General features: G+C 68.7%; 15 protein-coding genes. 7 read left to right on the forward strand and 8 right to left on the reverse strand.

Translation table 11 applies throughout. The features are described from left to right. The first annotated feature begins 33 nt into the window (after positions 1 to 33). On the forward strand, positions 34 to 2,097 hold the full coding sequence (locus ACWDXS_RS02375; protein ID WP_378989931.1) for an AMP-binding protein: 2,064 nt from the start codon (positions 34 to 36) through the stop codon (positions 2,095 to 2,097). Here the strand turns inward: ACWDXS_RS02375 and ACWDXS_RS02380 are convergent. The 4 genes from ACWDXS_RS02380 to pruA all read right to left on the reverse strand — a co-directional run bounded on the left by ACWDXS_RS02380 (position 2,080) and on the right by pruA (position 6,899). After that, on the reverse strand, positions 2,080 to 2,703 hold the full coding sequence (locus ACWDXS_RS02380) for a TetR/AcrR family transcriptional regulator (protein WP_387447353.1): 624 nt from the start codon (positions 2,701 to 2,703) through the stop codon (positions 2,080 to 2,082). The genes ACWDXS_RS02375 and ACWDXS_RS02380 overlap by 18 nt on opposite strands. A gap of 30 nt (positions 2,704 to 2,733) precedes the next feature. Further along, the gene (locus ACWDXS_RS02385; protein WP_378989934.1) at positions 2,734 to 4,161 is read right to left on the reverse strand and encodes an amino acid permease; all 1,428 of its coding nucleotides are present in this window, start codon (positions 4,159 to 4,161) and stop codon (positions 2,734 to 2,736) included. A gap of 126 nt (positions 4,162 to 4,287) precedes the next feature. Then, positions 4,288 to 5,253, reverse strand: coding sequence for a proline dehydrogenase family protein (locus tag ACWDXS_RS02390; protein WP_449961163.1), 966 nt, complete (start codon positions 5,251 to 5,253; stop codon positions 4,288 to 4,290). Continuing rightward, positions 5,253 to 6,899, reverse strand: coding sequence for an L-glutamate gamma-semialdehyde dehydrogenase (gene pruA / locus ACWDXS_RS02395; RefSeq protein ID WP_449961166.1), 1,647 nt, complete (start codon positions 6,897 to 6,899; stop codon positions 5,253 to 5,255). Before pruA ends, ACWDXS_RS02390 begins: the two co-directional genes overlap by 1 nt. 132 nt (positions 6,900 to 7,031) lie before the next feature. Between pruA and ACWDXS_RS02400 the strand changes: the two genes are divergently transcribed. Together ACWDXS_RS02400 and ACWDXS_RS02405 are read left to right on the forward strand one after the other, a co-directional pair. Beyond that, positions 7,032 to 8,672: a PucR family transcriptional regulator gene (locus tag ACWDXS_RS02400; RefSeq protein WP_449961168.1), complete on the forward strand. Its 1,641-nt coding sequence runs from the start codon at positions 7,032 to 7,034 to the stop codon at positions 8,670 to 8,672. A 111-nt stretch (positions 8,673 to 8,783) separates the two neighbouring features. Then, the gene (locus ACWDXS_RS02405; protein ID WP_449963380.1) at positions 8,784 to 10,778 is read left to right on the forward strand and encodes an alkyl/aryl-sulfatase; all 1,995 of its coding nucleotides are present in this window, start codon (positions 8,784 to 8,786) and stop codon (positions 10,776 to 10,778) included. 5 nt (positions 10,779 to 10,783) lie between these two features. Here the strand turns inward: ACWDXS_RS02405 and ACWDXS_RS02410 are convergent, their stop codons facing one another. Beyond that, positions 10,784 to 11,587 (reverse strand): VOC family protein, encoded by an 804-nt coding sequence (locus ACWDXS_RS02410; RefSeq protein ID WP_378989940.1) that lies wholly within the window; start codon positions 11,585 to 11,587, stop codon positions 10,784 to 10,786. A 247-nt stretch (positions 11,588 to 11,834) separates the two neighbouring features. Here ACWDXS_RS02410 and ACWDXS_RS02415 point away from each other — a divergent pair, with 247 nt between their 5' ends. Both ACWDXS_RS02415 and ACWDXS_RS02420 read left to right on the forward strand, forming a co-directional pair. Next, entirely contained in the window at positions 11,835 to 13,874 is a 2,040-nt protein-coding gene (locus tag ACWDXS_RS02415; protein WP_387447357.1) for a CocE/NonD family hydrolase, read from the forward strand. A 105-nt stretch (positions 13,875 to 13,979) separates the two neighbouring features. Continuing rightward, entirely contained in the window at positions 13,980 to 14,462 is a 483-nt protein-coding gene (locus tag ACWDXS_RS02420) for a gluconokinase (RefSeq protein WP_378990022.1), read from the forward strand. Here ACWDXS_RS02420 and ACWDXS_RS02425 read toward each other — a convergent pair. Next, positions 14,453 to 15,199, reverse strand: coding sequence for a M50 family metallopeptidase (locus ACWDXS_RS02425; RefSeq protein WP_378631064.1), 747 nt, complete (start codon positions 15,197 to 15,199; stop codon positions 14,453 to 14,455). The genes ACWDXS_RS02420 and ACWDXS_RS02425 overlap by 10 nt on opposite strands. A gap of 128 nt (positions 15,200 to 15,327) precedes the next feature. Here ACWDXS_RS02425 and ACWDXS_RS02430 point away from each other — a divergent pair, with 128 nt between their 5' ends. Next, the gene (locus tag ACWDXS_RS02430; RefSeq protein WP_449961172.1) at positions 15,328 to 16,326 is read left to right on the forward strand and encodes an SMP-30/gluconolactonase/LRE family protein; all 999 of its coding nucleotides are present in this window, start codon (positions 15,328 to 15,330) and stop codon (positions 16,324 to 16,326) included. Between the two features lie 2 nt (positions 16,327 to 16,328). Here ACWDXS_RS02430 and ACWDXS_RS02435 read toward each other — a convergent pair whose 3' ends face one another. After that, positions 16,329 to 16,907, reverse strand: a complete 579-nt coding sequence (locus tag ACWDXS_RS02435; RefSeq protein WP_378989943.1) for a pyridoxamine 5'-phosphate oxidase family protein — start codon at positions 16,905 to 16,907, stop codon at positions 16,329 to 16,331. Between the two features lie 134 nt (positions 16,908 to 17,041). Here ACWDXS_RS02435 and ACWDXS_RS02440 point away from each other — a divergent pair, with 134 nt between their 5' ends. Beyond that, the gene (locus ACWDXS_RS02440) at positions 17,042 to 17,869 is read left to right on the forward strand and encodes an NADPH-dependent oxidoreductase (RefSeq protein ID WP_378989944.1); all 828 of its coding nucleotides are present in this window, start codon (positions 17,042 to 17,044) and stop codon (positions 17,867 to 17,869) included. Between the two features lie 9 nt (positions 17,870 to 17,878). Here ACWDXS_RS02440 and ACWDXS_RS02445 read toward each other — a convergent pair whose 3' ends face one another. Further along, positions 17,879 to 18,871: an LLM class flavin-dependent oxidoreductase gene (locus ACWDXS_RS02445; RefSeq protein ID WP_378989945.1), complete on the reverse strand. Its 993-nt coding sequence runs from the start codon at positions 18,869 to 18,871 to the stop codon at positions 17,879 to 17,881. Between the last annotated feature and the right edge of the window lie 17 nt (positions 18,872 to 18,888).

The following is an 18,888-nucleotide window of genomic DNA, read 5'->3' on the forward strand; positions in this document are numbered from 1 at the left end:
TCGAACAGGCCGACGGGAAGTAGAGCACGGAGTTTGGTCAACGACGTCATCGATGTCAGCGCGGATTTCACGATCGCGCGTCAAGCGTTGTGGGATGTACTGCTCGATCCCCAGAGCTACCCACGCATGTTCACCGGGATCGGCAGTTGCGAACCGGTGGAACGTCCCGACGGCGCGGTCCACTGGCAGGTGCGGGTCGGGTCGGCGAGCGGCGGTATCCGCACGCACGAGTTCATTCTCGTGATCGGCCGCTGGTACGAGAGTTTCGAACTGCGCAGCCCGGTCCTCGGCAGTTTCGCCGCGATCCGCTTGCGTGGCGATCAGCAGCGCACGCGCCTCGATATCACCCTGTTCGCGACCGCGCGGATCCATCCCTTGCTCGAGCAGGGCGGCAACTCGCTGGTCACCGACTGGGTGAAGGCGGGGCTGCGCCGTACCGCCGACTCGATCGCGGGCACCCGTTCCTCGGTGGTGGTCAACGCCGAACGCTCGATGGTGCGCCGCAATGCCGGCGTGGCGCGCAGCATCGCGGCCACCGGCCTGATGCGGCCCGAGCCGATGTCGATCGTGAGACAGCTTCGCTCCCTGTCGAAATGGGGCTTCAACCTGGCCGGTGGGTACGCGGCGGGCGCGGCGTACGAACCCGATCGGCTCGCGCTGATCGATGCGGGCGGTCATCGCACTTTCGCCGAGGTCGACGCCAGATCCACCGCGCTGGCCGCCGCGATGCACTCGATCGGTCTGCGCAAGGGCGACGCCATCGGCCTGCTGGCGCGCAATCACGCGGGCATGGTCGAAACCATGGTCGCCGCGGGCAAACTCGGCGTCGACGTGGCGCTGCTCAACGCGGGATTGTCGGGGCGGCGGATCGAGGAGATCGTGCAGCGGCACCGGCTGAGCGCCGTCTTCGTCGACGGTGCGCTGGAAACGCTGATCCGCTACCTGCACAGCGAGGTACCGCGCTACACCACCGACGACTGTCCGCCCGACCCCGACCGCACCACGATCGACGACCTGATCACCCAGGCGCACACCGACTTCCCGGTGCCTGCCCATCCCGGCAGGCTGATCGTGCTCACCTCCGGCACCAGCGGTTCGCCCAAGGGCGCGCGCCGCCCGCACGCCAAGGGGTTCGGCACCATCGCCGCGCTGCTCTCGCGGATCCCGCTGCGGGTGGAGGAGGTCATGCTCATTCCCGCGCCGCTGTTCCACACCTGGGGTCTGGCCGGGTTGCAGCTGAGCACCGCGTTGCGCGCCACCGTGGTGTTGTCGGACGGTTTCGATGCGATAAATTGCCTGCGCGCGGTCGCCGAACACCGGATCACCACGTTGATCGTGGTTCCGACGATGGTGGAACGCCTGCTCGAGGTTCCCGACGAGGTCCGTGCGGGCTTGGACCTGTCGAGCCTGCGATTCGTGGTCAGCTGTGGTGCGCCGCTGGCCGGCGCCACCGTGTTGCGATTCCTGGACAGCTACGGCGACGTGCTCTACAACGTGTACGGCTCGACCGAGGTCTCGTGGGCCAGCGTCGCCACCCCCGACGACCTGCGGGTTTCGCCCACGACAGCGGGTCGTCCGCCGCTGGGTACCCGGGTCGCGGTGCTCGGTCCCGACCTGCGGCCGGTACCGGTCGGCTCCACCGGACACATCTTCGTCGCCAACCACATGCTCTTCGACGGTTACGTGAACTCCGCGCCGCCGGAGGAGGCAGACGGCATGCTCGACACCGGCGACCTCGGCTATCTCGACGCCGCGGGACGGCTGTTCGTGGCGGGCCGCGACGACGAGATGATCATCTCCGGTGGCGAGAACGTCTTCCCGCGACCGGTCGAGGAGGCACTCGCCCACCTGCCGCAGATCAGCGAAGTCGCCGTGGTCGGCGTCCCCGACCGGGAGTTCGGTCAGCGGCTGGCCGCGTTCGTGGTGAAACGCGAAGGGGCGGGACTGGATTCGGACATGGTGCGGACCTACATCCGTAACCGGCTGAGTCGATTCTCGGTCCCGCGTGACGTCACGTTCCTGAGCGCGCTGCCACGCGGGGAGACCGGCAAGATCCTCAAGCGGGTGCTCGTACCCGGGTCAGCGCTGAGCGAGTAGCAAGCCCACCGCACGCTCGATCGTCGCTGATGCCTGCTCGCCCGACAGTCCGCGCCGGTCCTGCAGGTGGTGGCGCGTCGGCCAGGCCAGGGCGCCGTCGACCAGATCGAGCAGTTCGTCGTCGAGTTCGCCGTCGGAGCGCGACAGTTCGGGTGCGAACAGCGCGGCCAGTACGGCGCGGATGCGTTCGTCGGTGCGCCGCATCCGTGCGTCGATCGCGTCGATCGATCGAGATTCCTGCAGACCGGGCAGCCGGGGCACGCGCTGCAGGTCGAAGATCGCGGCGCTCTGCGCGACCGCGACTGTGATCCGCTCGGCCAGGGCAGGCGAGGGGTCCGCGACGACCAGGCACCCCTCGACCATCTCGGACTGGCGCTCCGTCGCGGCCACCAGCAACGCTTCGCGGTCGGGAAAGTGCACGAAGACACTGCGTTCGGAGGTGCCCGCTCTGGCGGCGATCTCGCGCGCGGTCGGTGCGAAATCGCCCGCGGTCACCGCGGCGAGCAGTCCGTCGATGATCGCTTCGCGCGTTTTCGCGGGATCGCGCCGCCGCCGCGGCGCGCGCGCCTGCCCCGCGCCCGCCGCGGCGTCCTGCTCCGATCTCATCGACCCATCACAGCACAGTTCGCTGTCGGCCTACTTGCTCGGCTCCGGCGCGGTCCGGTTCATCACCGAGTGCTTGCGCGAATAGGCGAAGTACACGATCAGCCCGACGACCAGCCAGCCGAGGAAGCGCACCCAGGTCTCCCACGGCAGCGACCAGATCAGGTAGGCCGAGAAGCCGATCCCGACCAGCGGGATCACCGGCATCAGCGGCAGCCGGAACGAACGCGGAGCGTCGGGCCTGGTGCGCCGCAACACGATCACCGAGACGCACACCACGATGAAGGCCATCAGAATGCCGATATTGGTGAGCTCGGCGACGGTGTTGATCGGCAACACGCCGGCCAGGATCGCCGCGCCGAAGCCGACGATCCAGGTGACCCTGGTCGGGACCTTGCGGGTGGGGTGGGTCTTGGCGAACCAGATCGGCAACAGCCCGTCGCGGCTCATCGCGAACCACACCCGGGTGACGCCGAGCATGAAGGTGAGCACCACGGTGATGATGCCGACGATCGCGCCGACCGCGATGATGTTGGCGACGCCCGGCATCCCGACCGATTCGAACGCGGTGGAGAAACCGCTGGTCGGGCTGATCTCGGTGTACTTCTGCATACCGGTGAGCACGAGCGTGGCCAGCACGTAGAGCACCATCGCGATCGCCAGGGAGTAGATGATCGCCTTGGGCAGGTGCTTGCGCCCGTCGATGGATTCCTCGGCGGCGGTGCTCATCGCGTCATAGCCGAACACGGCGAAGAACACCGTCGCCGCACCCGTCCACACCGCGCCGGTGCCGAACGGGAAGTACGGCTCGTAGTTGGCGCTGTCGATATGGAACACCCCGAGCACCACGATGAGCACGACCAGGGCGACCTTGATGCCGACCGCGACTGTCTCGAACCGGCCCACACTGCCGATGCCGCGCGAGAGCACCCACGCGGTGCCGAGACAGAACAGCACCGCGAACAGGTCGATCACCCGGCCGTCCCCGGTATCGGGCGCGCCGAGCATCCACTCCGGCAGGGTCAGCCCGATCTGATCGAGCAGGAACCCGAAATAGCCCGACACACCGATCGCGACCACCGCCGCCACCGCTATGTACTCGAGCAGCAGATCCCAGCCGATGAACCAGCCGGCGAGCTCACCGAGGGAAACGTAGCCGTAGGTGTAGGCCGAGCCCGCTTTCGGGACCATGCCCGCGAATTCGGCGTAGCACAGCGCTGCCGCGGCGCTGGCGACACCGGCGATCAGGAACGAGATCAGAACTGCCGGACCGGTGACCGAGTGCGCGACCGAGCCCGCCAGCGTGAAGATGCCCGCGCCGATGATGCCGCCGACGCCGATCGCGGTGAGCTGCCAGAGCCCGAGTGATTTGGCCAGGCGCTCGTCACTGGGGATCTCGTCGTCGACCTCGATCAATGGTTTGCGGCGCAACATCTGGGTGCGCAGCTCTGCGAAAGACATTCGCGTTTCCTTCCATCGGCGCACACCGCCGCGTCACGGTGGGCTCATCCGAGTACACCGCCACGCGCAACCACGGGCGTCGAGAGTGAATAATGTTCAGCGGCGATGATCGTTCGACCGAGCCGGTCATCTTCCGCGCGTGCCGACCAACGCGCGCAGGAAGAACCCGAGGTTGGCGGGCCTTTCGGCCAGCCTGCGCATGAAGTACCCGTACCACTGGTCACCGTAGGGGACGTACACGCGAACATGGTTGCCCGCGGCGGCGAGTCGCTGCTGTTCCTCGGCGCGAATGCCGTACAGCATCTGGTATTCGTACTCCTCGGTCTTGCGCTGTGCCGACTGCACACCCACCCCGGCCGCGGTGATCACGGCCGGGTCGTGCGAGGCGATCATCGGATAGCCCGCGCCCGCGGTGAGCACGCCGAGGCACCGCATGTACGACGCGTCGACCTCGGCCTTGTCGCGGAAGGCGACCGATTCGGGTTCGTCATAGGCGCCCTTGCACAGCCTGATTCGCGAGCCCGGGCCCGCCATCGCGCGGCAGTCGTCCTCGGTGCGGCGCAGATACGCCTGCAGCACCGTGCCCAGCCACGGGTAGTCGGCGCGGAGTTCGCGCACGATCGACAGCGTCGAATCGGTGGTGGTGTGGTCTTCGGCATCGACGGTGACCCAGATTCCCGCGGCCTCGGCGGCGGCGCAGATCTGGCGGGCGTGCTCGCGGGCGATGGCGTGACCGCCGCTCGGCACGGCCTGCCCGAGCGCGGACAGCTTCACCGAAACCTCCAGTGGCCGAACAGCTCCCGTGGCCACCTCGGACTGGGGGAGTGCGCCGAGCGCGGCGATCAAGGTCCGGTACTGCGCGACGGTCGCCTCGGCGCCCGCCAGGTCGGTGGTGTCCTCGCCCAGGTAGTCGATGCTGACGAAACATCCTGAGCACAACAGTGATTCGGTGGCCCGCACCGCCTCCTCGGTGCTGGTGCCCGCGACGAAGCGGGCCACCACCGCCCGGCTGATCGGCAGTCGGGTGATGGTGCGCTCCAGTCGGGGTGAACGTGCGGCGGCGAGCATGGTCGAACGCAGCAGAGCAGACATCAGCCCACCTCCGGTGCCTGGTGGGGGTAGCGATGCTCGGTGGGCGCAACGAAGGTTTCCTTGATCGTGCGCGCGGAGGTCCAGCGCAGCAGGTTCTGCGGGGAACCGGCCTTGTCGTTGGTGCCGGACGCGCGTCCACCGCCGAAGGGCTGCTGGCCCACGACCGCCCCGGACGGTTTGTCGTTGATGTAGAAGTTGCCCGCGGCGAAGGTGAGCCGGTCGGTCGCGGCGGTGATCGCGGTGCGGTCCTGTGCGATGACCGAGCCGGTGAGCCCGTAGCGGCTGCCGCTGTCGACGAGGTCCATCGCGTCGGCGAAGGCCGTCGGGGTGCTGTCGTCGTAGACGTGCACCGCCAGGATCGGGCCGAAGTACTCGGTGCCGAAGACCTCGTCGGTGGGATCGTCACCGACCACGATGGTCGGGTCGACGAACCAGCCGATACTGTCATCGCTGTGTCCGCCCGCCACCACGGTCAGGCCCGGTGTGGCCTTGGCGCGCTCGAGCGCGGCGGTGTTGCGGTCGAAGGCGTGTCGATCGATCAGTGCCCCACCGAAATTGGTGAAATCGGTGACATCGCCGTAGCGCAGGTTCGATGTCCGTTCGATCAGGTCTTCCGACATCGTCGCCCATACCGAACGCGGGATGAAGGCTCGCGAAGCGGCCGAGCACTTCTGGCCCTGATAGTCGAACGCGCCGCGCAGCAGCGCGGTGGTGAGTACCGCCGGATCGGCCGACGGGTGCGCGAGCACGAAATCCTTGCCGCCGGTCTCCCCGACCAGCCGCGGATAGGTGCGGTAGCCGTCCAAACGCTGCGCCACCTCGCGCCACAGGTGCTGGAAGGTGGCCGTCGACCCGGTGAAGTGCACGCCTGCCAGTCGTGAGTCGGCCAGCACGACATCGGAGATCACCGGACCCGCCCCGTTGACCAGGTTGATCACTCCGGGCGGCAGTCCGGCCGCCTCGAGCAGTCGCATCGTCAGATAGGCCGCCACGGACTGGCTCCTGGCCGGCTTCCACACCACGGTGTTGCCCATCAGGGCGGGCGCGGTGGGGAGATTGCCCGCGATCGCGCTGAAGTTGAACGGTGTCACCGCGTAGACGAACCCCTCGAGCGAGCGGTACTGCATCCGATTCCACACCCCGGGTGCGGAGATCGGCTGCCCGGCCAGGATCTCGCGGGCGAACGAGACATTGAACCGCCAGAAGTCGATCAGCTCGCACGGCGCGTCGATCTCGGCCTGGTAGGCGGACTTGGACTGCCCGAGCATCGTCGCGGCCGCGATCTTCTCCCGCCACGGCCCGGAGAGCAGGTCGGCGGCACGCAGGAAGATCGCGGCTCGATCGTCGAACGGCATCGCCTGCCAGGCGGGCGCCGCGGCACAGGCGGCCTCGACCGCGGCGGCGGTTTCGGCGGTGCTCGCGTCGCGCAGGGTGCCCAGGACGGCGGCGTGACGATGCGGTTGGACCACGTCGTAGGAAGGACCGTCGCCGGGCAGATGGCGACCGCCGATCACGTGGCTGATCTCGGTGGGGGAGGCGGACAACTCGGCGAGCGCGGTCTGGAGGCGGCGGCGTTCCGGGCTGCCCGGAGCGAAGGTGCCGACAGGTTCGTTGACCGGTGGTGGGGTGGTCGCGATGGCGTCCATGAGTGCGGCTCCTGCGTCGTGGGGGAGAGCGGGATGTGACGTAGTCAACACCGATCGGCAGCAGTCATAATCATCTGATCGGATGAATATCCGAGCCCGTCTTTGTCCGATCGACCAAACCGGAGGTACCCGATGACCGACGGGTCCACCACGCTGCGCGGGCTGCTCGCCGCGCTCGACCATGCCGTCGCGACCCTCGTCGACGCGCCTGCGGGCGAGGAGGTCGCGGTGCGAACGGTCGCGTTGGCCGAGCCTGCTGACCTGCCCGAACACCTCGACGCCGAGGGCGCCCTGCCCGAGGTGTACTTGCTGGTCGGCGTCGACGCCGACGCGACCGAGCGGTGGTTGCGCGAAGTCGGCGACCGTGACCCCGCGCAGCGGCCGCGCGTGCTGATGACCAAGAGCGCCAACGACTCACCCGCGGTGCGCGCCGCCGCCCACACCGCGGGCGTCGCGCTGGTGCACGTGCACCGGCAGGCGCGCTGGGACCAGGTGTTCTCCCTGATCCGGCGGATGCTTGCCCGTTCGCCCGGTCAGCGCGCCGCATCCGACGAGCACGACCTGCTCGCCCCCGACACCGACCTGTTCGGGCTGGCTCAGGTGCTGGCCAGGGAAACCGGCGGCATGGTCTCGATCGAAGACCCCCAATCGCACGTCCTGGCCTACTCGGCCTCGGACGCCTCGGCCGATCAGCTGCGCATCCAGTCCATCCTCGGACGGGAGGGCCCGAGCGACTACCTGCGGATCCTGCGGAAATGGGGCGTGTTCGACCGGGTGCGGCGCGGTGACGAGGTCGTCGATGTGCCCGAACATCCCGAGCTCGACATCCGCCGCAGACTTGTTGTCGGCATCCGGCGAGGCGCCGACGGCGCGCAAGCCAGAATGCTCGGGACCATCTGGTTGCAGCAGGGTGCGGGGCCGCTGCGACCCGACGCGGCGCAGGTGTTGCGCGGCGCGTCGGCGGTGGCGGCCCGGATCATCGCGCGACGACTGGACGCGCCGTCGACCGAGGCGCTGCTCGTGCGCCGGTTGTTCGGCGCGCACGGTGACGGCGTCGACGTGCCCTCGGTGGCCGCCGCATTGAACCTGCCGGCGACCGGTCCCGCCGCGGTGATCGGCTTCGCGCCGATCGGCCCGGCCGCGGGACTGGCCGCGTCGAGCGGTTTGATCCGGTTGCACGCCAGCGCTTTCCGCGACGATTCGGTGACCGAGTCGATCGGCGAGCGCGTCTATGTGCTGTTGCCCGCCTACCATTCCGAGCGCGGCGTCGGTTCGTGGGTGCGCAAGCTGGTGACCCAGCTCGAGCAGACGCGCGAACTGATCGTGCGGGCCGCGATCGCCGCACCGGTCGCCGGGCTCACCGCGGTCGCGAGTGCGCGCGCCGAGGTCGACCGGGTGCTGGACAGCCCGGTCGCCGACCCCACGGGTGGCCGGGTCGCCACGCTGGCCGATGCCAGGACCGCGGTACTGCTGGCCGAGATCATGGAGCTGATCCGCGAGCGCCCGCGCCTGCACGATCCGCGCCTGGCCGACCTCGATGCCTACGATCGAACTCACGCCGCTGACCTGCGGGTATCGGTTCAGGCCTATCTGCGGGCGCACGGTGAGGTCCGTGCCGCGGCGGCCACGTTGCGCGTGCATCCGAACACGCTGCGCTACCGGCTGCGGCGGGTGGAGGCCATCCTCGGCATCGATATGACCGACCCCGAGGACCGGTTGCTGCTCGATATTCAGCTGGCCGCGCTGCCCGGTACGGCGATTGCTCAGAAATAACACAGATATTGCAGTTAGTCTGCAATAGTCGTTCGGGTCGGACGGTCGTGGAACGAAGGAGTAACGGTGAGCAGTGCACACAGGGGCCGGGGCGAGCTGTCGCGGCGCGGGATGCTGGGTGTCGGAGTCGGCGCGGCTGCCGCGGTAGCGGTCGGCGCGACCGTCACCGGATGTGGTGACCGACCCGCCGGAGTCACCCCGTCGAGCACCCAGACCGACCCGACCGAGGCCATCCTGGATGCCAACCGCGCGCTGGCCGACACCTTGCCCTTCGGCGATACCGCCGACTTCGCCGACGCCGACCGCGGCTGGATCGCTTCCCTCGAGCCGGGCACGGTGACCGATCCGTCGGGGAAAGTGGTGTGGGACACCGACTCCTACGACTTCCTCGCGGGTTCTTGTCCGCACTCGGTGAACCCGAGCCTGTGGCGGCAGTCCCAGCTCACCGTCAAACAGGGCCTCTACGAGATCGCGCCGGGCTTCTACCAGATCCGTGGCCTCGACCTGTCGAACATGACGTTGATCGAAGGCGAGACCGGCGTGGTCGTCATCGATCCGCTGGTCTCGGCGGAGACGGCGGCGGCCGGGCTCGCGCTCTATCGCAAGCATCGCGGTGACCGGCCGGTCACCGGCCTGATCTACTCCCACTCCCATGTCGATCACTTCGGCGGCAGCTACGGCGTCATCACCCCGCAGGACGTCGCCGCCGGTCGCTGTCCGGTGATCGCGCCCTCGGGATTCATGGAGCACGCCGTCGCCGAGAACATCTACACCGGTACGGCGATGGCCCGCCGCGCCGCCTACATGTACGGCGCCGCCCTGCCGCGCGGTCCGAAAGGTCAGGTGGGAGCCGGTCTCGGACAGACCAACTCGGTCGGCACGATCGGCCTGATCCCACCCACCGTCCATGTCACCCGCGCCGACCAGGAAGAGACGGTCGACGGCGTGCGGATGGTCTTCCAGCTGACGCCGGGCACCGAGGCGCCGTCGGAGATGAACTTCTACTTCCCCGATCGCCGCATCCTGTGCATGGCCGAGAACGCCACCCACACCATGCACAACATCGTCACCCTGCGCGGCGCGCTGGTGCGCGACCCGCATGTCTGGTCGAAATACCTCACCGATTCGATCAACCGCTACGGTCGCCGGTCCGATCTGGTGTTCTCCTCGCACCACTGGCCCGTCTGGGGTACCGATCGGATCGTGGAGTTCCTGTCGCTGCAGCGCGACATGTACGGCTACCTCAACGATCAGACGCTGCGACTGCTGAACCAGGGCTACGTCGGCGCCGAGATCGCCGAAATGCTGCGGATGCCGCCCGCGCTGACAACGTCGTGGTCCACGCACGGCTACTACGGCTCGGTGAGCCACAACGTCAAGGCCGTGTACCAGCGGTACATGGGCTGGTTCGACGGCAACCCGGCGCACCTGTGGGAACACCCGCCGGTGGAGAACGCGCGCCGCCACGTCGACGCGATGGGCGGCGCCGACGCGGCCCTGCGCACGGCGCAGAAGGCCTACGACGCCGCCGACTACCGCTGGGTCGTCCAAGTCGTGAACTACGTGATCTTCGCCGACCCCACCAACAAGACGGCAAAGGACTTGCAGGCCAGTGCCTTCGAACAGCTCGCTTACGGCGCGGAGAACGCCACCTGGCGCAACTTCTATCTCAGTGGCGCCCACGAACTGCGCAACGGTTCCTTCGGCACGCCGACCACGGCCAACTCCGCGGCGATGGCCGCCGCGCTGAGCGTGGAGCAGGTGTTCGACGCGGTGTCGCTGCGGATCGACGGACCAAAGGCCTGGGATGTCCGGATGAGCACCGACTGGCGGATCAGCAACGAGGACAACCGCGTTCACCGCGTCGAACTGCGCAACGGCGTACTCGTGCACTACGACCGATTCCCCGGTGACGCGCTGCCCGCACCCGACGCGACGATCACTCTCACCCGTCAGACCCTGATCGCCACCCTGGTCGGTGGCGCCGACCTGCGCAAGGGCGTCGCGAGCGGTGACATCGCCCTCGACGGCGATGCCACCGCACTGGCGAAGCTGCCCGGTCTGATCGACAAGCCGGACCCGAACTTCGCCATCGTCACGCCGTGACGAGGTCAGGACCCGGTGGGTACCTCGCCGACCGCCTTGGCCGGATCGATCACGCCGAACACCTCGCCCTGGGGCGCCTGCAGAATGCCCATCCGGCCGAACGGGCTGTCGTCGGGGCCCATGATCACCGAGGCTCCCAGTGCGGTGGCCTCGGCCAGCGAGCCGTCGGCGTCGTCGACCTGGATCCAGGTGAGCCAGTAGGGCGGGGTACTCAGCGCTGAGGCGTCCATCATGCCGCCGATCTCGTGGCTGTCACCGGGCAGCGCGAAGGTGGAGTAGGTGAAGGTTTCCCCGTCGCCGATCTCGTTGTACTGCCAGCCGAATACCTTGTCGTAGAACTCGTGTGCCTGGTCGTAGGCGGGAGTGTGCAGTTCGTTCCAGCAATAGGCGCCGTGCTGGTTGAACACGCCGGCACCGTGGTGTGCCTTGGCTTCCCACACACCGAAGACCCCGCCTGCCGGGTCGGCGGCGATGAACATCCGCCCGACGTCGAGAACATCGAACGGCGGCATGAACACCTGTCCGCCCGACTTGCTCACCCGCTCGGCGATTTCGTCGGCGCGTTCAGCCGCGAAGTAGGTGGTCCACACCGACGGCATCTCGCTCATGCCCTCGGGTTTCGGGCCGATGCCCGCCGCCGGTCGGCCGTCGAGTGTGGCCATGAGATAGCCGCCGGCTTCGGCGGGACCGTCCTGGACCTCCCAACCGAACAGCGTGCGGTAGAAATCGCGGGCGGCGGTGGTGTCGTCCACCTGACAGTCGATCCAGCAGGGAGTCCCCTGCGGCCAAGCTTCGTCGCGTGTCGGCATTGTCGAACGTCCTCCTCGGCGATGGATGAAGGCCGGTCCCAACCGCACCGGCATGGGTCGAGTCAACCACCGGCCACCGACATGAACGCGGAGCCACAACCGCGCTGAACTGGAACAACGTGTGTTCACAGCGACAGTCCGAGCGGGCCGACGATCACCCGGCGAACTCGTTACCCCTGTTACAGTTTCCGCGCCGATCGTGCGGTGGCTTGGTCAACGTCGGAAACGAACCGGTCGGGAGCGACTCATGGTGGTTAGAGGTTCGGAACGCGGGTTGGTCCGGATTCTGGTGACGATCCTCGCGGTGGTCGTCGTGCTCGGCTGCGGCGGTGGTCTCGCCGGTGGACAGCCGCCGGACGCGCCGTCCGCGCGGTGGACCGCCCAGCACGACGGCCCGGGGGCCTACCCCGAGGTGCGGGTGGAGCGCGGCGTCCAGATCGCGATGAGCGACGGCGTGGTGCTCAAAGCCGACGTCTATCGCCCGGCCGACGCCGCGGGCGTGATCGAGCAGAAGCCGCTTCCGGTGATCGTCAGCCTGACGCCGTACTCGAAACTCATGACCGGGCTGATCGAATCGGCCGCCGCGATCCCGGGCCTGCAGTCCACCGCCGTCGATATCGTGCGCAGGCTGAACCTGTCCACCACCCCGATCAGCGGTTTCGGCGACCTCATGCAGGCACTGGACGGCGGCATGATCCAGACCATGCTCGGCGTCGACCGCAAACTGGTCAGCGCCGGCTATACCGTGATCGTCGCCGATGTGCGGGGAACCGGTCTGTCGCAGGGCAAATGGGACACCCTCGGTGCGCGCGAACAACTCGACACCCGCGAGGTGATCGACTGGGCGGCCACGCAGCCGTGGTCGAACGGGCGCATCGGGATGAGTGGTGGCTCCTACTCGGGGATCAACCAGTTGCGCGCCGCCGAGAACGCCCCGCCCGCGTTGCAGGCGATCTTCCCGGTCGAACCCGGCAGCGACCTCATGCGCGACGTGGTCGCCCCCGGCGGCGGCGTCGGCACCACGTTCCTGCCGATGTGGCTGAACTCGGTCAACCAGCTCAAGCTCGTGCCCGACGTGGCCTCGATGGTCGACGGCAGTTTCGACTGGACCTGGTTCAAGGATCGCCTCGCCGACCCGACCACCAATTTCGACCTGCTCGCCCAGTCGCTGCTCACCCCGTCGCTGTCGAACATGCCGCCCGCGCTCGACGGTGCGCTCGACGACACCTCGGCGTTCCGCGAGGCGATCATGGGCCACCCGGAGAACGTCACGGTGCCCACCTTCGTCTACGGCGGCTGGCACGACATCTTCGCCAACAGCGCGACCAAGCTCTACGAACAGATCCCGTTGCCCGCCGGGCGCAAGCAGCTCGTCGTCGGCGACACCTATCACGCCAATCCCGGTGCGGGGACCGGTGTTCCCGGCGCGCCCCCGCGCCTGGACGTTCTGCAGCGGGCCTGGTTCGACAAATGGCTCAAAGACATCGACAGCGGCATCGAGGGATTCGGGCCGGTCACGGTGAAACAGCAAGGTGGCAGCTGGGTGACGCTGCGCGAGTTCCCGCAGCCCGGCGTCACGCATCGCCGTGTCTACCTCTCGGCCGCCCCCAGCGGCAGCACCGAGGACAGTCTGCACGACGGATCGCTCAGCGCCACCGGGCCTACCGCTACCGAAACACTCACCGTCGCACCGGGTTTGAATCAGGTCTGCTCGCGCGACGCGGCTCAGGGCTCGGCGGGTATGGCGGCCGCGTTCGACACCTGCGCGAAGGACTCCCGCATCGCCGAACGCAACGGCCTCACCTTCACCAGCGCCCCGCTGACCGAACAGACGGTGATCTCGGGCCCGATCAATGTGCGGCTCAACACGATCCACGATGCCACCGACGGATTCTGGAACGTTACCGTCAACGATGTGGCACCCGACGGGACCTCGACGGTGCTCACCACCGGCCAGCTCACCTCGTCGATGCGGGCCGTCGACGAACGGCGCAGCGCGCGCTCGATCAACGGAGACTTCACCGCGCCCTTCAACCCCCTCACCGTCGATCGGCTGCTGCCGGTGGTCCCCGGCGCACCCACCGACATCGATGTGGCCGTCATCCCGACCCAGGCGGTGCTGGCGCCGGGACACCGGCTGCGCATCGACGTCTTCGCGGGCAACGCGCCCAAGGCATTGCCGTTCCGGCCGATGCTGAACGCCAGCGGTCTCGAGCCCCAGCACGTTCGTCTCGACCCCGCGGCGCCGAGCTTCGTCAACCTGCCCACCGACCGTCCGATTCCCTGATCGACGCTGGGGGAGTCGTCGCCCCCACTACCCTCGGTCGGGCAGGATGCGTGGGCGTGCTGTGGAGACGAGGAGGTCGCTGTGGTCGAACCTGTCATCGTGGTGATGGGCGTGTCGGGGTGCGGGAAGACGACCGTCGGCGCGCTGACCGCCGACCGGCTCGAAGTCCCGTACGCCGAAGGTGACGACTTCCATCCGCCGGCCAACATCGAGAAGATGGCCGCGGGCATCCCGCTCACCGACGAGGACCGGCTGCCCTGGCTCGACACCGTCGCGGACTGGCTCGCCGAGCACCAGGCGGCCGGCGGGGTCGCGACCTGCTCGGCGTTGCGGCGGGCCTACCGCGACCGCCTGCGCGAGAAGGCGCCGCAGACCTACTTCGTTCACCTGGCCGCCACCCGCGAGGAACTGCTCCGCCGGATGACCGGCCGACTCGGTCACTTCATGCCGACGATCCTGCTGGACTCCCAGCTCGACACCCTCGAACCGCTGCAACCCGACGAAGCGGGTGTCACCCTCAACGCGCTGCAGCCGCCGAGTGCGCTCGTCACCGAGGCCGTCGACTACTGGATCGCCGATCACCGCTGAAGCAGCGGGTGCAGCTCCTCGACCGGGGCCAGCATCAGCATCGCGCCCACGACCAGCGCCGCCAGGCAGACAGCGCTGAAGAACAGCACCCACAGCACCGCGGGCAGATGGGTCAACCGGGCCAGCTGGTCCGCATCGGAGTCCGTCCGCCCCGGTTGCCTGCGACGGCTGCGTTGCAGTTCGAAGACGGGCCGCACCCCGGCGGCGAGCAGGAACCACGCCGCGAGATACGCGAACGCGGCCTGCAGCAGATCGCTGCCGAACCACGACACCCCGAACACCAGTGCGCCGAGCACGAACACGGTGAGCAGCCCGTACACATTGCGCACCTTGATCAGCACCGCGGCCAGCATCACCAGCGTCGCCCACAGCATCACCGTGACCCGGCCCGTTCCCAGCAGTGCCGCGTAGCCGAGCCCGAGCAGCGCCGGCGCCGGATACCCGGCGGCCGCGGTGAGAATCATGCCGGGACCACTCGGTTTGCCACTCGACACGGTCAGCCCCGACGTGTCGGTGTGCAGGGTGATCGCGTGCAGCCTGCGCCCGGTGAGCAGCGCGACCAACGCGTGCCCGCCCTCGTGCGCCACGGTCACCGCGGCGCGCGTCAGCCGCCACAGCGGTCGGTAGCCGACCAGAATCAACGCCACCGCGGCGGTGGCGAGCACCAACCACCAGGCGGGCGCGGGCTGGGGTGCGAGGAGACGATCGAGCAGCGAGCTGGCAGATCCGGTGTTCACCGCCGCACTTTAACCGTCCTCGGGCTCCTGCGTCGCCGACCGGGGAACCGGACTGCCGCTGAACTGCCTGCGGTGCCGTCCATTCCGCCACCGGGCCCGTGGCGACGCGCGGCGTGGTAGCAATGGGCATGCAGATGCGCCCTCACCGCTGGACTCCGCCACGCCCCACCGCTCGTGCTCGGCAGACCCAGAGCGATCCGCCGATGCCGCCGACCCGGCTGTTGCCGCTGCCGGGCAACGGCCCGGAGGATGTGGTGGTGCTGCCCGACGGCCGGATCGTCACCGGGACCGACGACGGCGCGATCTGGCGCGTCGATCCCGCCAGTGGTGAGGTCGAGCGGATCGCCGACGCCGGTGGCAGGCCGCTGGGCATGCACGTCGAGGCCGACGGCGCACTACTGATCTGCGTCGCAGGTCGGGGCATCCTCCGGCTGGCCGAGGCGGGCGCGGAACTCGAGGTCGTCGTCGCCGAGCTCGACGGTGTTTCGATCGCGTTCCCCAGCAACGTGATTCGCGACGACGATGGCACGATCTATTTCTCGATCTCGTCGCGGCGGTGGCCGTTCGAGGAGTGGATGACCGACATTCTGGAACATTCCGGCAGCGGAGCGCTGGTCCGCCGCGATCCGGACGGACACTTGGAGGTGCTCGTCGAGGGTCTCCAGTTCGCCAACGGCGTGGTACTGGCCCCCGACCGATCCTGTCTGCTGGTCGCCGAGACCGGCGCCTACCGGATCACGCGCTACTGGCTGACCGGTCCGCGCGCGGGCACCACGGACCACGTCGCCGAGAACCTGCCCGGTTCACCCGACAACATGCTGGTCGGCAGCGACGGACTGGTCTGGGTCGGCATCGTCTCCCCACGTAACCCATTGCTGGACAGGCTCTTCCCGCTTCCGGGGATCCTGAGGCGCTTGGTCGACGCGCTGCCGGATCGCCTGACGCCCGCGCCCGTTCGTTCGGTCTGGGTGCTCGCGTTCGATTTCGACGGCACCCTCGTGCACGATCTGCAGCGCGAGGGCGCCGACTACGCGCTGGTCACCGCGGTGGCCGAACACAACGGCACCCTCTACCTCGGCAGCCTGTCCGAGCCGGCGATCGCGGTCACCTCGGTCCCGGCGACCTGACCTCAGCGCCGCACGGTGGACGGCACCGGATGGTCCGGCTCGAGCGCGGGCAGCCCGTCGATGCTGGTGGCGTTGTCGCCGGCGATGCGGCGGGCGAAATCGGCATCGGTGCGGCGGGTATGGGCCTCGTCGAGGATCGAGCGTTCCTCGACGAGGTCGAGTTTCGGCACCGACCAGCCACACGAGTCGGCGATCCGGTCGACCGAGATCACCACCGCCGAACGGATTCCGGTGTGGCCGGTGCCGAAATGTTCACGCAGCGTGTCGAATTCGTCGGAGTCGGGGCGAACCACCCGGCCCGCGCCGAAGAGTCGCAGGATGCGGGTGGTGCGGGTGAACGAACAGAACATCACGGTGATCCGGCCGTTGTCGCGCAGATGGGCGATCGTTTCCGAGCCGCTGCCGAACAGATCGAGATAGGCGACGGTGTGGTCGTCGAGTACGGCGAAGGTGTCGCGATAGCCCTTGGGGGAGACATTCACGTGGCCGCCGGCCGACGGCGCGGTGCCGATGAAGAACATCGGCTGTTCGGTGATGAATGCCCGCAACTTGTCGTCGATCCGATCGAACACCTTGCCCATGACGCACTCTCTTTGTCCCACCAGTCGGTGGGCTCCCCGCGTCCACTGTATCGACCGGCCGGACCGAGGCAGCCGTTCGGTTCACGGTGAGGGTTACCGCAGACGGCCGCGGCGCGTTGGCCGACGATATCCCTATGACGCAGACCGCACCGAGCCCCACCCACCCCGTACAGCAGCGTTACGCGGACCCGGCCACCGAGATTCCGGCCCAGTGGAATCCGGTGCTCGAAGTGCTGCACGCGCACAAGTCGGTGCGCCGCTATCTCCCGGATCCCGTATCGCCGGACACGATTCGGCTGCTGGTCTCGGCCGCGCAGTCGGCGGCGACCTCGTCGAACCTGCAGGTGTGGAGCGTCATCGAGGTCCGTGATCCGGCGCGCCGGGCCAGGTTGGCCGCGATCGCGGGCGGTCAAGCGCATATCGAGCAGGCGCCCGTGCTGTTGGTCTGGACTGCCGACTTCGCCCGGTTGCGTCAGCTCGCCGACGATCACGGCGCACCGCTGGAGGGTGCCGACTATCTCGAATCCAGCTACGTCGGCTTCGTCGACGCCGCGCTCGCCGCACAGAACGCGGTGGTCGCCGCCGAATCTCTCGGCTTGGGCACCGTCTACATCGGCGCGCTGCGCAACGACCCGGAAGCGGTGGCCGCCGAGCTGAATCTGCCCGACCACGTCTTCGCGGTCTTCGGCCTGGTTGTCGGCCACCCGGACCCGGCGGAGGGCACCAGGGTCAAGCCGCGCCTACCGCAGACGGCGGTGCTGCATCACGAGACCTACGACCTTCCGGTCCAGCGCGAGCCGGTCGCCGAGTACGAACAGCGGATCGGCGAGATCTACACCGATCAGGGCCTGCCGTTCTCGTGGACCGAGCGCACCCTCGCCCGGCTGGCCTCGGCGGCCTCCCTCAACGGCCGCCACCGGTTGCGGGAGTCCTTGGCCGCCAGGGGATTCCGACTGCGCTGAGCGAAGCGCTCAGCCGTCGATCGCCTTCTTGGTCAGGTCGAGCGAGCGGATGCGGGCGTCGAGGTCGTAGACGAGGGTGTTGAGCATGAGCTCGTCGGGAGAGGTGGCGTCGAGCAGTTGTGCGGCTTGGGCGCGGACCGTCTCCGGCGAGCCCTGCAGCTGCGCGGCCCGGCGCTGCGCCGCGAAGTGGCGTTCGGCGTCGGTGCCGGGGAAGCCCGCGGCCTGCTCCGGGGTGGCCAGTGCCTGGGGGCGGCCCGAGCGCAGGTTGGCGAAGGCGAGATCACGGGGTGCGGCGAGGCGGTCTGCCTCGGCATCGGTGTCGGCGCAGATCGCGGAGGCGGCCACGATCGTGTACGGCTCGCTCAGGGTCTGCGACGGCCGGAAGTTGTCGCGGTAGAGCGTCAGCGCGGCGACGGTGTTGTCGGGGGCGATGTGATGGGCGAACGCGAACGGCAGACCCAGCACCGCGGCGACCTGCGCGCTGTAGCCGCTCGAACCGAGCAGCCACACCTGCGGTTCCGCATCGAGGCCGGGGCTTGCCACGATCCCGCTCGGATCGGCGCCACGGAAGAAGCCGATCAGCGCGGTGAGTTCCTGAGGAAACGCGTCACCACCGAGTCCTTCGGCACTGCGGCGCAGTGCGCGCGCGGTGACCGGATCGGTGCCGGGGGCGCGGCCGATCCCGAGATCGATCCGTCCGGGATGCAGCGACTCGAGTGTGCCGAACTGTTCGGCGACCACCAGCGGCGGATGGTTCGGCAACATCACCCCGCCCGAGCCGACCCTGATCCGCGAGGTGGACGCGGCCAGATGCGCCAGCACCACCGCCGGCGCCGCACTGGCGATGCCGGGCATGTTGTGGTGCTCGGCCACCCAGAATCGGCGAAAGCCCTGCTCTTCGGCGTGCTGTGCGAAGCGGGTCGTCGCGTGCAACGCGTCACCGGCCGTCGCATCCGATTGCACCGGTGCCAGATCCAGAACCGACAGCGTGACGGCGCTCATGAGCCTCCTCGAGTTGT

The organism is Nocardia sp. NPDC003183 (genome assembly GCF_053590715.1).

Bases quoted from the DNA above. Each gene is read 5' to 3' on its own strand.
- pruA (WP_449961166.1), bottom strand. From the start codon at position 6,899: ATGGACGCCATCGCGACCACCCCACCACCGGTCAACGAACCTGTCGGC.
- ACWDXS_RS02435 (WP_378989943.1), bottom strand. From the start codon at position 16,907: ATGGGCAAGGTGTTCGATCGGATCGACGACAAGTTGCGGGCATTCATC.
- ACWDXS_RS02385 (WP_378989934.1), bottom strand. From the start codon at position 4,161: ATGTCTTTCGCAGAGCTGCGCACCCAGATGTTGCGCCGCAAACCATTG.
- ACWDXS_RS02400 (WP_449961168.1), top strand. From the start codon at position 7,032: ATGACCGACGGGTCCACCACGCTGCGCGGGCTGCTCGCCGCGCTCGAC.
- ACWDXS_RS02440 (WP_378989944.1), top strand. From the start codon at position 17,042: ATGACGCAGACCGCACCGAGCCCCACCCACCCCGTACAGCAGCGTTAC.
- ACWDXS_RS02445 (WP_378989945.1), bottom strand. From the start codon at position 18,871: ATGAGCGCCGTCACGCTGTCGGTTCTGGATCTGGCACCGGTGCAATCG.
- ACWDXS_RS02430 (WP_449961172.1), top strand. From the start codon at position 15,328: ATGCAGATGCGCCCTCACCGCTGGACTCCGCCACGCCCCACCGCTCGT.
- ACWDXS_RS02410 (WP_378989940.1), bottom strand. From the start codon at position 11,587: ATGCCGACACGCGACGAAGCTTGGCCGCAGGGGACTCCCTGCTGGATC.
- ACWDXS_RS02380 (WP_387447353.1), bottom strand. From the start codon at position 2,703: ATGAGATCGGAGCAGGACGCCGCGGCGGGCGCGGGGCAGGCGCGCGCG.
- ACWDXS_RS02390 (WP_449961163.1), bottom strand. From the start codon at position 5,253: ATGTCTGCTCTGCTGCGTTCGACCATGCTCGCCGCCGCACGTTCACCC.
- ACWDXS_RS02415 (WP_387447357.1), top strand. From the start codon at position 11,835: ATGGTGGTTAGAGGTTCGGAACGCGGGTTGGTCCGGATTCTGGTGACG.
- ACWDXS_RS02420 (WP_378990022.1), top strand. From the start codon at position 13,980: ATGGGCGTGTCGGGGTGCGGGAAGACGACCGTCGGCGCGCTGACCGCC.
- ACWDXS_RS02405 (WP_449963380.1), top strand. From the start codon at position 8,784: ATGCTGGGTGTCGGAGTCGGCGCGGCTGCCGCGGTAGCGGTCGGCGCG.